Source organism: Gaetbulibacter sp. PBL-D1 (genome assembly GCF_050509525.1).
In the GTDB taxonomy this organism is placed as follows: domain Bacteria; phylum Bacteroidota; class Bacteroidia; order Flavobacteriales; family Flavobacteriaceae; genus Gaetbulibacter_B; species Gaetbulibacter_B jejuensis.
In genome coordinates this window covers 390,671-405,816 of sequence record NZ_JBNWKB010000001.1, presented here as the reverse complement: position 1 = coordinate 405,816, position 15,146 = coordinate 390,671, and the positions used below count along the sequence as shown (strand labels likewise).

The following is a 15,146-nucleotide window of genomic DNA, read 5'->3' as shown; positions in this document are numbered from 1 at the left end:
ACTATACTAATCATGGAACCATTGGTTTCTTGTAGTCTTAGCAAGTGATCCATTCCCCAAATAATTTCATCGATAATATCAGGAGTTCCGTTGTTGGAATATGGTAAATCATAATCATCGCTCCAAGCATTTGGATTTTCGATATAGGCTTTTAGCAAATCAAACACATAGTTTGCAGTCCAATGTGTGTATTTGTTGTAATCGCCTGCATCATACCATCCACCACTCAAATCTTTTTCAGTTGAAGCATCATTTGGTGAATCCCATTTTCTACACTCAGTATCTTGCAAATTTCCTAAATGACTTGCACTATCAGCCCAATCATTTCCTGCGTAAGTAGCATTTTTTTCATAGCCTGCACGCTGATAGAAAAATGTTCTAACCGCATGTTTTAAAACTTCTTCATAGACATCATCAGCTATACTGAATTCGTATGATCTTAAATTTTGATTAATGTCTAATACATAATATGTTCCAGGAGTTTGATAGCTCGAAAAATCAAACCACCAAGCTCTGTCTCCAGAAGAATCATCTTCATTACCTGAGTTCCAAGGAACAACATTTCCAGTGAATACTTGAGTGTCTGTTGTTGCATCTACCAAAGCGTAATTAAACCCTGGAGCAAAGGATTCAGAAGCATCAAAACCAGTTAAAGGATCTCTAACTACAGCTATTTTTTCTGAATTTGTACGATATCCAAATTGGTCAACAATAATGTATTTTGATACTGTTTGACCGTTGGTAATGACTGTCATCAATAAAAAAGTAAATGTCGTTAGAACTCTCATGATGTATTAGTTTTTTAAGGCATCGTTATGACTTTTTATGATTTCTAAAGTTGAGGTATCACTAGCAAAAACCGAATTTAAACCTTGAGGTTCTTGAGGAGGGTCAGCAGTGAAATCGTCTCCATGTTGCCATTTTCCATCACCATCAATATTAGCCTTTCCGTAACCAGCAAATCCCCAAAAATTCAATCCAGCTAAATAGCCTCCATTTGCTTTGCTTTCAGTTACTTTTTCGCAAACAGCTTGATAAAACGTGTTACGATTGTCGATATTCGCATCTAAGGATAAGCTTTCCTTTTCCCTAGGGAAACCAAACTCACTCATGACGATTGGTTTGTTTTGCTTTTTGGCAATTTCTAAATGCTCGTTCATATAAGCATTAGCATTTTCAATGGAAAGCTGAGTGGTTTCAATTTCATTGTTAATATCGTACCAACCCCAATTTTTTGGCCACATGTGCATAGTTAAATAATCGATATTCGGATTGTCGTGTAAACGATCGTACATGTCTATATCTTGTAAGTAACTTGCTTTGCCTTCAGCGCCTGTTGAAATTAGATGTTTAGAGTCTAACGATTCAATTAAATCAACAGTTGTATTTAACCATTCGGTAAAAGGCTTCTCATATTCTGTTCCGACCATCACTCGTGGTTCATTAGCTACTTGCCATGACATTATGGTGTTATCTTCAGTGTATTTTAAACCAGTATAAGCATTGGTGCGTCCCATTAAAAATCGAACATGATTATAAAATGCTTCTTTACAAGGTTCGCATGAATGGAATTGCATAGTATATTTCATATAATCATCCCAAGTGTATTTGTCGGTAAAAAACGGATTAGGAACTTCTCCATAGCCATTCCACTCTAAATATTCGCTCATACCACCAGACCAAATCCAGTTGTTGTTCATGTATAAAATAGCATACATATTTCTCTTGCGCATTTCAGCCAATAAAAAATCCAAGCCATCAAGGAGGTCTTCGTTGTATTTTCCTTGTTCGGGTTGTAAAGCAGGATGTACAGTAGAGTCGCTGCCATCTCCTTCGGCTCCAGCTAGAATGCGTAAGTTGTCTATACCGACAGATTTCATTAAATCCAATTCTTTAATGAGTCGCTCTCTATCTCCAATGTTTTTAGCTCCAATTAAAGGACCATACCAATAATTAGCTCCAATGAAGTAATAAGGCTGATCTCCTTTATAGAATTTTCCGTCTTTGACACTTACTAATTCAACAGGATTTAAAGTGTCTTTTGCTGTTGTGGTTTCTTCTTGAGTTGTTGCTTTTTTATCGTCTTTACAAGAAGATAGTGCTAGTAAAGAAGCAAACGCAAGCGTTATTGTTTTTAGTTTTATCATAATTAAGGGAGTTGATACATGTTAGGTAATTCGTTTTCTAATAAAGACTTTGGTTTGTTTGTAAACTCAATAAAGTCGTTAGCATCTGTCATTCCTGGTACTGGAGTGCAGTATGTGTTTTCATTGTTTGACCAAAACATCATAAAAGCAATATGGTTGTTGTTATTGGTAATGGCATTATAAAGGTTGTTTGAGTAGAAGTTTGAAATAGGGTTGTTATCACTAGGAGTCACAAAGTAACCTGTTTCAGATAAAGCTGCAATTTTAACCCGTTGCTTTGCTAAATCTGATACTATTTTAAGCTTGTTGTTTGCGGCAGTAACTCCACTTTGTCCTTGGTTGTTAAAGTCGCCATAGTTGTCCATGGCTAAAATATCTACATAAGCATCACCAGGATAACGCTGTAAGTATAAAGCTTCTGTTGTATAGCTATTGTCAGGAGCATAAGCATAAAGCATATTATTTACACCAAGAGTATCCCTTAGGTAAGTAACCGTAAATTGCCAGCACTCTATGAATTGTTGTGGAGAACAGTAATCGTCTCCCCACCAAAACCAGTTTCCGTCAAACTCATGAAATGGTCTGAAAATAATTGGAACTTTTTTACCATCACTTCCTATTAGGTTATTGGCAACATCTGCTACTTTTTGTAGTTTTTGTTTGTAATACTCATGGTTTGCACCACCAGGTAAAATACTAGCAAAAGCATTTTCAGCTTGAAACTGTGTCATTTCACTTACGTAGAAGTGATCACCATCATAAGGTTCTCTTAAATGCCAAGTGAACATATTTACCATACCTTTGTTATATGCTTCAACAGCATCAGCCATAATAATTTGCTCTTGTTGGTAAAACCAGTTTGAAGCTGTGCCGTCATTATTATCATCAGTAATAAACATAAAATCTGAACCTAAAAGTCCTGGGTCGCTTCCTGTAAGTTTTTTAATATCAGAATCACCTGCTGCATTATTGTAGAATGAATTAAACGCGTCTTGTTGGCCTATAATAAAACTGTCTGGAGACATTGTTTTTAGGTTATAAAATAAAGCTATGGTCTCGTCTGTTGAATTAGGGTTAACCATATAGTTAGCTGTATCTTCGGGTTGTAATACAAATGCTTCTGGTTCTTCCGAAAGTGTCATGGTTGCACTGTTTGGAGTTCCTATTTCTGCATTGTTACTTACTGACACTATCTCAATAATAATAGTTTCATCTCCTTCGGTATCACTGTCGTCAATTACTATTACTGGAATTGAATGTGATGTGCTATTTGCAGGAATAGTTACTTGACTATTTATCGTTTGAAAATCCTCACCATTGGTTGCTGTTCCGCTTATGTTAAGGTTAACAGTTGTAGCAGTGGTTGAAGATCCTGTTAAGGATATATTAAAAGCACCATTAGTAGTTGGTTCAGAAGCTGAACTACCAACTGAAATGGATACTTTTGGATTTACGGTTTCTCCTCCGTTATTGGAATTGTTATCGTCTTTTGAGCAACTAAAGGCTAAAAAGCTTAGTGTTATTAAAAGTAACTTTTTCATTGTTCAATTTTTTAAATATTCATCATTATACATGCTCTTGAAGTATGATAAGGAGCTTTCCACATGCTCACTTTATCTTCTTCATGATAGACATTTCCATTTTTATCAACTCTAAAAAACCATTCTCCATTAACAGTGTCTATAAGATGAGTTTTAGTGAATTCCCAAATTTTTAATGCAGTGTCTATGTAAGTTGAATCATTTTTTATTTGGTAGGCATATTTTAAGCCAACTAAGGCTTCAACTTGTGGCCACCAATGTCTATCAGTGTCTGTGTGGTTGGTGGTTAGGTTTTTTTCATTTATAACTGCACCATCAGTATCAATCGCTTCTTTAATAAATGTGTTTGCAACTCTAGTTGCTGTTGTGTAAGCTTGTTGTAATAAGTCGTTGTCCTTTAGTGTCTTTGAAGCTTCAATAACAAGCCATATAGTTTCTATGTCATGACCATAAGATACGGAATTACTGAGTAATTTCCAGTCTTCGTCAAAGAACAAATGGTAGTGATTATTACTATTTAAAAATTTGGTTAAGAATAATTCAACCAACATTGTTAGAGATTTTTTAAGCGACTCATCAGGATAGATTTCTAGGAGTGTTGTGTAGGCTTCTAAAACATGAAGATGGGTATTCATGGTTTTTGCAGCGTTCATATCCTTTTCGCTTAAACGCATATCATCAATAGGCGACCAATCTTGATTAAGCGCTTCGATATAACCTAGTTTTTTAGAGTCTTTAGCGTGTTTTTCTAATAATTCAAAAAGTTGAATGGCTAGAGTTTTTGCTTCTTCATTTTTTGAAAACTTGTAGTATTCTGACAATGCATAAATACCGAAAGCTTGTGCGTATACTTGTTTACGCTTATTAATTGGTTGTCCTTTGTAGTCGAGTTCCCAGTAAAAGCCTCCATATTCATTGTCTTTGAAATAATCTTTTAAATACTGAAAAGAACGTTCGCAAATAGACTGATAAGATTTTGAGTTTAAATAATTTGATGCAGCAGAAAACGACCAAAGAATTCGAGTGTTAAGGATAATGCCTTTATTGGCTTTATCAACAATTTTATTGTCGTTGGTTATTTTACCAACAAAACCACCATAGTTTTGGTCTATGGTGTTGTTGGTCCAATAGGTTAATATGTTGAGCAATTCTGAATGGAGTTCAGATTGCATCGTTTTATAGGCTTCATTCATCTATTATAGCCTTTTGTTTTTTTCTATTAAATCTATAATGGTTTGTACTGAACCTGCTGATGTATAGGTGTCTTTAGGTGTGTTAATGCAATAGTCAATTAACTTCTCAATAGTTGTTGTTGCTACATGCATACGTGTGTCAGATGATGCGTAATAAATGTAAACTGTGCCATCACTGTCTTCAATCCAACCATTTACAAATAAAACATTAGAAACATCACCAACACGTTCTTCATCTTGAGGACCCATAAAATGACCAGCTGGTTGATGAATCACTTTTGAAATATCATTTAAATCGGTCATAAACATATACAGTGTGTATCTCAATCCTGCAGCAGTGTTTCTTACACCATGAGCAATATGTAACCAACCTTTCTCGGTTTTTATAGGAGCTGGACCTTGCCCATTTTTAAGTTCAAAAATGGTGTGGTAAACTTTATTGTTTATAATTTTTTCGTTTTCAACAACAGGATTTAGCATATCTACAACATAACCTAATCCTATTCCTCCACCATTACCAATATCTATAAACCCATCTTGAGGTCTGGTATAAAGCGCATATTTTCCATCTACAAATTCAGGGTGTAAAACAACATTACGTTGTTGGCCAGTGTTAGAAATTAAATCAGGTAAGCGTTCCCAATTGATAAGGTCTTTGGTTCTAACAATACCAGCGTTAGCAATAGCTGAGCTAGTGTCGCCAGCTTTTGCATTTGGGTCTTTGCGCTCAGTGCAAAAAATACCATAAATCCAACCGTCTTCATGTTTAGTCAATCGCATGTCATAAACATTTGTGTCTGGATTTCCTTCTATTTGAGGAATAACGCAGGGCTTATCCCAAAATTCAAATTGATCTATTCCGTTAGGACTTTCAGCCATTGCAAAAAATGATTTTCGGTCATTACCTTCAACGCGAACACAAAGCACATATTTGTCATTCCATTTTATAGCTCCTGCATTAAAAGTGGCATTAAAACCTATGCGTTCTAAAACATTAGGATTGGTTTCTTCGTTTAAATCGTATCTCCAATGTACAGGAATATGGTCGGCTGTTATTATTGGGTTTTTATAACGATTATAAACTCCGTTTTTGCTATGTAAAGGTTCGTTTTTTTTGTTTATCACTGCTTCGTAATCCTGAAAAACCTTTTCAAGTTTATAGCTTCTTACATATAGATCTTTTCGCATCATAACTAATCTAATTTTTCATCTAATTTATTCCACCAGAATTTTTTCAATAAGAATACACAAATCACAAGTATAACTACTGAAATGTATATTGGTGTTTGTTGTCTAAATATTATATACATTGGAAGTATTACAAGGGTAGTTTGAGCAATAATTCCAATAACTATGTTGAACATATCTCGTCCAAAATCTTTGTTTCTTTTAAGGCTTGGGTCTTCGGCTAAGAGTTTGTCGTGTACTGGTTTCCAAAAACCCCAAGGACGTACGTTTTTGTAAAATGATTTTAGCACTTCATCGTCAGTTGGTGGAGCAGAGTAGGTGCCAATTATGCTTCCTAGTATTGAAACAACCAGAAGTATTGGGAATAGATATAAGCTAAGAATATTAGGGAATAACTCAGGGACTATTGCTGCTGATAATAAACCTGCAACCATTCCCCAGAAAAATCCTTCTCCATTAAATCGCCACCAGTGCCATTTTAAAATATTAGCACCAACGTAACTACCATAAAGTACTGAGACGATCCATTGTAATACAGAGTTTACATCTTTTGCAAAAAATCCTAAGACAATGCTAATAATAACTACTATGATACCTGTGAGGTAATTCATGTTTCTGGTTTGATTTGCATTGGCGTTAGGTTTTACATATTTAAGGTAAATGTCATTTACAAGATATGCTTGAGCCGCATTTAATGTGCCTGCAAATGTAGACATGAATGCTGCTATTAAACCTGCTAGTAAAAGTCCTAAAAGTCCAATAGGGACAAACTCTTTTATGGCAGTAGGAAGTATAAGCTCAAAATCTATAGTTCCTGTGGCATCCATTAGGTTTAATTTTTCATAGTAAATGAGAGCTAATGCAGCAAAACCAGCTATCATTAAATAGCGAATTGGCATTAAAATAACTGAAACAAAACCACTCATTTTTGAGGCTTCAGCTGAGTTTTTTGTAGATAGTATTTTTTGCATGTCGTATGTTGGTGCAGGACCAGCAACACTAACTAAAACACCTTTAAAAACCATCATCATAAAGAAAATGGTGAATAAACCAAAACCGTCTTCTTTTATTTTTTGATTGACTTCTGGGATGATTTCGCTCCAATCCATATTGAGTTCCCAACCAAAGAATGGGGTTTTCCAACCTTCAGGAACATTAAGGACATGTTCACCTACTGCTTGAAAACCAAGGTAGCCTATTACTAAAGCTGCAACAGTCATGATTGCAAACTGAACAACGTCTGCCCAAACAATACCAGACATTCCGCCAAGTAGTGAGTAGAAAACTGCAAACAGTGTAAAAATAACACCATAAAAATGTGGTACATATTCTAAAGGAATAGTGAAAGGCACATAATTGCTTACTAATTCCCAAGGAATAAAAATTTCAATAAATTTTCCTAATCCAATAAATCCGTATGCTAGATAACCTAAACACATAATGAGTGCAAATACAACAACAATGATGTGGGAAAGTTTAGCGCCTTTTTCAAAACCAAAACGTGTTCCTATCCATTCAGCACCAGTTGTTGCATTAGAGCGCCTTAACCACTTGGATAGATAAACCATAAGGAATATTTGGTTAAATACTGGCCATAGCCAAGGTATCCATGCGCTTTTAATGCCATAAACAAACATGAGTGTTACCAACCAGATGGTTCCTGAAATATCAAACATACCTGATGCGTTGGAAAGCCCAAGCATATACCATGGTATAGATTTTCCACCAAGTAAATAATCGTCTTTGCTACGTTGAGCTCTTTTTCTTAGAACCAAACCAATTGCAACTATAATTACTAGATATAGTAAGATTATGGCAATATCAATAGGGTGTATTAAATTCATTTTTTAGTTAGTTAGGTCTTCTAAAAATAAGGTTTTTGGTAATGCTTCAAAAGCTTTAAAGTCATCAACAATTGGATGTCCTTTGTATGGCATATAATGATGATCTGGTCTCGCGTTTCTCCAAAATAAAACCCAAGAAATACCAGTGTTTTCTAGGTTAGGATAAAGCACTTCGGTAAACCAGTTTGGTGTTGAAAGTGTTTCTAAACCTGTTTCGGTAAATGCATATGGTTTTTGTTTTTGCTCAGCAATCTCTTTTACGATAGCTAAATCGTGTTGTAGAGAATTTATAAAACTTTTAGAGTCTTTAAAATCATAAATATCAATCCCGAAAATATCTACATACTCATCACCAGGATAGTATTTCATGTAGTCGTCTGTTGGGTTTAATTTATTAGGAGAATAAGCATATAATAAATTGTTGAGTTGATGCGTGTCTCTTAATAAGTCAACTGTTTCTATCCATAAAGTTTTATAATCTTCAACTGAACAGTTGCCTTCTCCCCACCAAAACCAGCTTCCGTTCATTTCGTGAAATGGCCTAAATACAACAGGAATGGGTTGATTATTAATTTCTACAGATTTTAAAAAGTCCGCTACTCGTTTTACCCATAGTTGGTATTTTTCATGATGTTTTCCGCCTTTAATAATGTCTGAAACAGTTGGGGTTTTATCCCAAGAATCTCCACTAGATGTAGGGTTGTTAGCATGCCAACTTACGGTAATGATTCCGCCTTTTTTGTAAGCGTCAATCATTAATTGGCGCATAGTTGTAAAAGAAACTGAGTCTAAGTTATGAGTGTTGTTGAGCTCAATATGTCCAATGTCAAAACCGTAAACCGCAGGAAGTTTACCTGAAACTTCTTTGATATCACTTTTTATAACTTCAGGAGAGTCTTCGTGTTTCCAATTTAATCCATAAGAAGTGGCATCTTGATGACCAATTGCAAATCCTTTTTTTGAAATTGTATAAAGTTTAGAAATTAGATCTTCAGCTTCAATTGAGCGTTTTGTTTTAATGTTATTTTTTTCAACAGAAGTGTCCTTTTTTAAATCTTCTTTTTTGTCATTTTTACAAGAAAGTGGCAAAAAAAGAAAAAATAGTATCATTACTTTAATGTAAATTGTTTTATTTAAATAAAATGGATGTTTTTTTATCATTTTTTATTTTATTAATAATTTTACGTAATATAAAATGAAGATTTTATAATTTAGCACGCTGACAATTATTTATTGTTCAAAATTAACTATACAAAATTCAATTTGATGATATTATTTTATCAAATTGTTAAAATATTATTACATCATTATATATGGATATTTTAAAAAAAGTGCATAGGGAGATCACTCCTTTGTCTCCAGAAGATAGTTTTTTGGTTTTTGATAGGGTAAAAGATGATTTTGATTTCCCTATTCATTTTCATCCAGAATATGAACTGAATTTTATTAGTAATGGTAAAGGAGTAAAAAGGGTTGTAGGTGATAGTATTGAAGAGATTGAAGAGGTTGAACTTGTTTTGGTTGGTCCTAATCTTCATCATGGATGGTTGACGCATAATTGTAAGAATGACGATATACATGAGATTACAATTCAGTTTCATCAGCATTTGTTTGCAGACGAGTTTTTGTCAAGAAAAATCATGAAGCCTATAAAAGAAATGTTTGACAGATCGGTTCATGGTATTTTGTTTTCAAAAAAAGTGGCTTTAGATTTAAAGGAGCGTATTTCTAGGCTTTCTAGAATTGATGGGATTGACTATTTTCTTGAAATTATATCTATACTTCATGATTTAGCAAACTCAAGAAATCAAAGACTTTTATCGACCTATACAGTGAATAGGGAAAACTTTGAGAACAGTGATAAAATTAAAACGGTTTATGAGTATGTTCAGGAGAATTTCGATAAAAAAATAACCTTGTCTGAAGTCTCTGAGTTGGTAAATATGAGCAATGTGTCTTTTAATAGATTTATGAAAAAGCGTACCGGAAAAACATTTGTTGACTATGTAAATGACGTTAGAATAGGGTATGCTTCTATGTGGTTGTTAGAAAGAGATAATAGTATTTCTGAGATAGCCTTTAATTGTGGGTTTAATAATATTGCTAATTTTAATAGAGTCTTCAAAAAATTGAAAAACTGTACTCCAAGCCAGTATAAAACGGAGTTTTCGGGTATAAAACGTATACTCTAATAGTATTAGCTACAAAAGACTGTACTATTTTGTTATTCTGCACATATATATAGATGATATTGGTGTCTATATTTGTTTTTTTAGCTCTATTTAGTGTTGTTTGTTGATTGTTTGAAAGTTTTTGTAAAAAATTATATAAATAATTGACAAAATAATATTAACACTAACTTAACATTTCCTTTAATTTTGATATTGACAAAAAACACCCTTTATAATTACGCATATTATAATTATTGAGGTATAAATATTCAAAATGTACAATTTACTGTACTAACACTAAAAAAACATGCAAAAAATCAATTTAAAAAACATTTATGGTAGTAGGTACTACTATACTTTTTTACTGTTTTGTTTAGTTGGTCAACTAGCTTTTGCCCAAACACAGGTAAAAGGTGTGGTTACTGATGAAAATGGTATGGCACTTCCAGGTGTAAACATTCTTGAAAAAGGAACAAGCAATGGAGTGTACACAGATTTTGACGGAAACTATGTAATAACCGTTAAAGACAATGCCACTTTAGTTTTTAGCTATTTAGGTTTTGTAACTCAAGAAACAGCTGTTTCTGGTAGAGTGTCTATTAACGTGACTCTTGTGGAAAGTTTAGAAAGCTTAGATGAAGTAGTCGTGATTGGTTACGGATCGCAATTAAAAGAAGATTTGAGTGGTTCGGTATCAACAATTGATACTGAAGCGTTAAACAATTTACCACAAGTAAGTGTGGATCAATTAATGCAAGGTAGAGCATCAGGAGTTAGTATTACTCAAAACTCTGGGCAACCAGGTAGTGCTGTTTCTGTGAGAATTCGTGGTGTAAATACTATTTCTGGTTCAGCTGAACCGCTTTATATTATTGATGGAGTTCCTATTTCAGGAGATTCTAATAATATTTCTACAAGTGGTAGATCTATAGCTGATAATGATTTAGGTCAAGGAGATGGAGCAACTGGTGTTAGTCCATTGGCTGCGTTAAACCCAAGTGATATTGAATCTATTAATATTCTTAAAGATGCATCAGCAACTGCAATTTATGGGTCTAGAGGAGCAAATGGAGTTGTAATTATCACTACTAAAAGTGGTAAGAATAAAAAAGGGACACTTAGATATAACACTTACCTAGCAATTCAAAGACCAACTAATTTCTATGAGGTAATGGATTTGAGTCAATATGCGAGACTTCAAAATGAAATGGCTGAAATTTATGGATTGAATCCACAAATTGAATTTTTAAATCCTAGTCTCTTAGGACCTGGTACTAACTGGCAACAAGAGATTTTTGATGATGCAGTAATGCAAAGTCATGAAGTTTCGTTTTCAGGAGGTAATGAAGATGTTAATTACTTTTTATCAGCAGGATATTTAGACCAAGATGGAACTGTAATTGGTTCTGGTTTTGACCGTATCAATGTAAGAGCTAATGTTGGTGCAAATATTACCGATAAAATTAAAGTAGGTGCTAATTTAACTGCAAGTAGAACAAATGATAAATTAACATTGAATAATGCTACAAACGGTATCATTTATTTATCTTTATTAAATAACCCAGCCACAGCAGTTTATAATCCTGATGGGTCTTTTGCTGGACCAGATTTGGATGATGACTTTAAATTTGAAAACCCAATAGCAAGAGCACTTAGCTTAAGCAATAGATTAGAACGTAATAGGTTCTTTGGAAATATTTTTGCTGAACTTAAACTAGGTAAAAACCTGACTTACAGAACTGAGTTTGGTGGAGACTTTGGAAATAATGTAAGTGATAGATTTCAACCTACATTCTCTTATGGAGAAATCACAGGAGGCGAAAGTGCATTGAGTGTAAGAAGAGAGAATAACGATTTCTGGATTCTGAAAAACATATTAACCTTTCAAAAGAAATTTAATAATAAACACGATGTAACTGTTATGTTAGGTCAAGAAGCTCAGGAGTCTAAATGGCAAGGAGTAATTGCTTCAGATGGTGAGTTTGTTAGTAACGATGTGCCAATTTTAGGTACAGGAAACGCAATTGACAATACAGATCAGTACAAAGGTAGTACAGCATTATCTTCATACTTTGGTAGAGCTATTTACTCGTTCGACAACAAGTATAACATCACAGCTTCAATTAGAGCTGATGGTTCTTCAAAATTTGCAGAAGGCAATAAATGGGGATACTTCCCATCAGTTTCAGCTTCATGGAGACTGTCTAACGAAAATTTTATGGACGATTTTGATGCGATTCAAAACATAAAAATTTATGGTGGTTATGGTGAAGTAGGTAACCAAGCTATACCAAACTTTGCTTATGGAGCAAGATTAAATACAGTGTCAACTGGTTTAGGAACTGGTTTTGAGTTTGCAAACTTTGCAAACGAAGACTTAAAGTGGGAATCATCAACACAAACCAATTTAGGACTTGACTTCTCGGTGTTCGATTCTAGGCTTAACGCTACTGTAGAAGTGTACAATAAAGTATCTAAAGACTTCTTGTATCAATTAGCAGTTACTGATTTTATTACAGGAGGAAATTCTCCAGGAGCAATTGCAGCACCTTGGGTAAACCTTGGTGAAATGGTAAACAAAGGAATTGATGTTACACTTAATTATAAAACAAAAGGTTCACAGGATTTCTCATGGAATTCGTCGTTAACATTCTCACATTATAAAAATGAAGTGAAAGAATTGTTAGGAGATTTAACCATTTTTGGTGAAATGACAATGAATACTTCTAACCAAAACGTAACCATTACTCAAGTAGGCCAGCCTATAGGTTTATTCTACGGTTACAAGGTAGAAGGTATTTTTAGAACGCTAGACGATATTAATGGTGCTCCAGTTCAGTTTGGAAGACCTTTTGAAGATGCATTGTTCTCTACTACTTGGTTAGGTGATATTAAGTTTAAAGATATCAATGGTGATGGAGTAGTAAACACAGATGATAGAACAGTTATTGGAAACCCTCATCCAGATTTTACATTTGGTTTCCAAAACTCTTTCAACTATAAGAATTTTGATTTATCAATTTTTATGCAAGGATCTTATGGAAACGATGTGTTTAATGCAGTAAACAGAAGTCTTACTGCAGGAAATCAAACTTACACCAATCAATTACCATCAGTGTTAGATTACTGGTCGGTTGATAATCCAAATGCTAGCAACCCAAGATTAGCAAGAAACGATACGCCAAATATTAACATTTCAGACAGATATATTGAAGATGGTTCTTATTTAAGAATTCAAAATGTAACATTAGGATATACATTACCATCTGATGCAACCAGCACTTTCGGTATCAATAGACTTAGAGTGTATGGTATGATTCAAAATCTTTACACATTTACTAAATATTCAGGATACGATCCAGAGATTGGAGTGTATAATCAAAATGCACTATTAATGGGAGTTGATAATGGTCGTTACCCTACGCCAAGGATTTTCACTCTTGGATTAAATGTAGAATTTTAAAAACATTAGCTATGAATAATATGAACAATTTATTTAAAACTAAACTCATTGTGATAATGGCAGTTGTGTTATGCATGCCATCTTGTAGTGACGACTTTTTAGACAGACCACCAGAAGATTCGTATAACGTTGCCGAGTTTTACGAAACTACTGAGCAGGTAAATGCTGCAACAAATGCACTTTATGTTAGACCTTGGTACAATTTTGTGACTAACGTGTCATGGTGTATTGGTGAATTAAGCTCAGGTAACGGAAGAACTTGGGATCCAAGAAATGCCGATTTTGTGAATTTTGCCATTACTGGTGAACATGGAACATTAACTCAAGCTTGGGAATCTCTGTACGCAGTTGTTGCGCAAGCCAATGCAGTTATTAATACGCTACCAGATGCAGCAGGACCAAGTGTGCCTCAAGATGTTGTTGATAATGCTGTTGGTGAAGCAAGGTTTATTAGAGCATCAGCGTACTTCTATTTAGTTAGAATTTTTGGACCAATTCCAATTATTGCTGATAATAACGAATACGTATTAGAACCTGTTGTACCTCGTAACCCAGAGTCTGATGTGTATGAATTTATAAAAAGAGATTTACAATTTGCCGTAGATAATTGCTACGAAAAAATTAGAGGAGCTAATTATGATGCCAATGCTAAGGTATCTAGTGGTTCAGCTAAAGCGATGTTAGCAAAAGTATATTTATACGAACAAAATTATCCTATGGCTTATCAGCTTGCTAGCGAAGTTATCAATTCTGGGGAGTTTAAGCTTTATGGAGGTGATGCTGAAGATGGAGACCCAACAGGTAGTTATTACGATTTGTTTTTAACAGCAAACGATAACAACCCTGAATCTATTTTCGCTTTACAATGGACTAATACAGGTATTTATGCTGAAGGTAATGGAGTACAGTCCCTTTTTGCTCCTGCAGGAGTTACAGGTTTTTCTGATGGTTGGTCAGCAATTGGTCCTTCAATAGATTTACAAGAAGCTTATGAAGATACTGAACAAGATTTAAGATACTACGCGACAATTATGGCTCCTGGTGCTTTTTATCCAGACCTTAATGGAGGTTACACAGTATCAGAGACTATCGACCATCAAGGATGTAATGTAGGTGTTAAAAAATATGTAATCGGTTCAGCTGCTAGTAATGGTGGTGGAGCTTCTCAAAGTTATCCAAATAACACTTATGTATTAAGATATGGAGAGTTATTATTAATTCATGCTGAAGCTGCTCTTAATGGTGGAGGTTCAGTAGCTGAAGGTATTAACTCTTTCAATAAAATTAGAAGAAGAGCAGGCTTAGATGAAATTGCTAACCCAACACTTGAAGATGTATTTAAAGAAAGACGTATAGAATTGGCTTTTGAAATGGAGTTTTGGTATGATGTTGTAAGACAAGGACCAGACTTCGCATTAAATTTCTTAAGCAATACTGAAAGAGGAACTTTTAATGACGATACATCTCCTCCAACAATCAATTCTGAAACCTTTTCAGCATCAATGGACGATTTATTGTTCCCTTATCCTAGTAATGAGATTCAAAACAATCCAGCGCTATTGGAAGCACCAGTTCCTTATGAATTTGAATAAAAAAGAT

General features: G+C 34.3%; 10 protein-coding genes. 3 read left to right on the top strand and 7 right to left on the bottom strand.

The genetic code is table 11. The annotated features are described in order from the left end of the window. The 7 genes from ACQ0RB_RS02010 to ACQ0RB_RS01980 all read right to left on the bottom strand — a co-directional run. Nucleotides 1-788, bottom strand: a 788-nt coding sequence (locus tag ACQ0RB_RS02010) for a glycoside hydrolase family 9 protein (RefSeq protein WP_430496120.1), incomplete at its 3' end; no start/stop codon positions are given. A 6-nt stretch (nucleotides 789-794) separates the two neighbouring features. Then, nucleotides 795-2,147, bottom strand: coding sequence for a glycoside hydrolase 5 family protein (locus ACQ0RB_RS02005; RefSeq protein WP_430496119.1), 1,353 nt, complete (start codon nucleotides 2,145-2,147; stop codon nucleotides 795-797). 2 nt (nucleotides 2,148-2,149) lie between these two features. Then, entirely contained in the window at nucleotides 2,150-3,688 is a 1,539-nt protein-coding gene (locus ACQ0RB_RS02000; protein ID WP_430496117.1) for a glycosyl hydrolase, read from the bottom strand. Between the two features lie 11 nt (nucleotides 3,689-3,699). Then, nucleotides 3,700-4,881 carry an AGE family epimerase/isomerase gene (locus tag ACQ0RB_RS01995; RefSeq protein ID WP_430496115.1) on the bottom strand — a complete coding sequence of 394 codons (1,182 nt, stop codon included), beginning with the start codon at nucleotides 4,879-4,881 and terminating at the stop codon, nucleotides 3,700-3,702. Between the two features lie 3 nt (nucleotides 4,882-4,884). Further along, nucleotides 4,885-6,069 (bottom strand): glycoside hydrolase family 130 protein, encoded by a 1,185-nt coding sequence (locus ACQ0RB_RS01990; protein WP_134198865.1) that lies wholly within the window; start codon nucleotides 6,067-6,069, stop codon nucleotides 4,885-4,887. Between the two features lie 5 nt (nucleotides 6,070-6,074). Then, nucleotides 6,075-7,913, bottom strand: a complete 1,839-nt coding sequence (locus ACQ0RB_RS01985; protein WP_430496113.1) for a sodium:solute symporter family protein — start codon at nucleotides 7,911-7,913, stop codon at nucleotides 6,075-6,077. 3 nt (nucleotides 7,914-7,916) lie between these two features. Next, nucleotides 7,917-9,023 (bottom strand): glycoside hydrolase family 26 protein, encoded by a 1,107-nt coding sequence (locus ACQ0RB_RS01980; RefSeq protein WP_430496111.1) that lies wholly within the window; start codon nucleotides 9,021-9,023, stop codon nucleotides 7,917-7,919. 203 nt (nucleotides 9,024-9,226) lie between these two features. Here ACQ0RB_RS01980 and ACQ0RB_RS01975 point away from each other — a divergent pair, with 203 nt between their 5' ends. The 3 genes from ACQ0RB_RS01975 (at nucleotide 9,227) to ACQ0RB_RS01965 (ending at nucleotide 15,139) form a co-directional block, all read left to right on the top strand. Then, entirely contained in the window at nucleotides 9,227-10,105 is an 879-nt protein-coding gene (locus tag ACQ0RB_RS01975) for an AraC family transcriptional regulator (RefSeq protein ID WP_129759309.1), read from the top strand. Nucleotides 10,106-10,391: 286 nt separating this feature from the next. Further along, on the top strand, nucleotides 10,392-13,547 hold the full coding sequence (locus ACQ0RB_RS01970; RefSeq protein ID WP_262732141.1) for a SusC/RagA family TonB-linked outer membrane protein: 3,156 nt from the start codon (nucleotides 10,392-10,394) through the stop codon (nucleotides 13,545-13,547). A 56-nt stretch (nucleotides 13,548-13,603) separates the two neighbouring features. Beyond that, nucleotides 13,604-15,139 (top strand): RagB/SusD family nutrient uptake outer membrane protein, encoded by a 1,536-nt coding sequence (locus ACQ0RB_RS01965; RefSeq protein ID WP_430496108.1) that lies wholly within the window; start codon nucleotides 13,604-13,606, stop codon nucleotides 15,137-15,139. Nucleotides 15,140-15,146: the final 7 nt, after the last annotated feature.

Bases quoted from the DNA above. Each gene is read 5' to 3' on its own strand.
- ACQ0RB_RS02005 (WP_430496119.1), bottom strand. From the start codon at position 2,147: ATGATAAAACTAAAAACAATAACGCTTGCGTTTGCTTCTTTACTAGCA.
- ACQ0RB_RS02000 (WP_430496117.1), bottom strand. From the start codon at position 3,688: ATGAAAAAGTTACTTTTAATAACACTAAGCTTTTTAGCCTTTAGTTGC.
- ACQ0RB_RS01995 (WP_430496115.1), bottom strand. From the start codon at position 4,881: ATGAATGAAGCCTATAAAACGATGCAATCTGAACTCCATTCAGAATTG.
- ACQ0RB_RS01990 (WP_134198865.1), bottom strand. From the start codon at position 6,069: ATGCGAAAAGATCTATATGTAAGAAGCTATAAACTTGAAAAGGTTTTT.
- ACQ0RB_RS01985 (WP_430496113.1), bottom strand. From the start codon at position 7,913: ATGAATTTAATACACCCTATTGATATTGCCATAATCTTACTATATCTA.
- ACQ0RB_RS01980 (WP_430496111.1), bottom strand. From the start codon at position 9,023: ATGATACTATTTTTTCTTTTTTTGCCACTTTCTTGTAAAAATGACAAA.
- ACQ0RB_RS01975 (WP_129759309.1), top strand. From the start codon at position 9,227: ATGGATATTTTAAAAAAAGTGCATAGGGAGATCACTCCTTTGTCTCCA.
- ACQ0RB_RS01970 (WP_262732141.1), top strand. From the start codon at position 10,392: ATGCAAAAAATCAATTTAAAAAACATTTATGGTAGTAGGTACTACTAT.
- ACQ0RB_RS01965 (WP_430496108.1), top strand. From the start codon at position 13,604: ATGGCAGTTGTGTTATGCATGCCATCTTGTAGTGACGACTTTTTAGAC.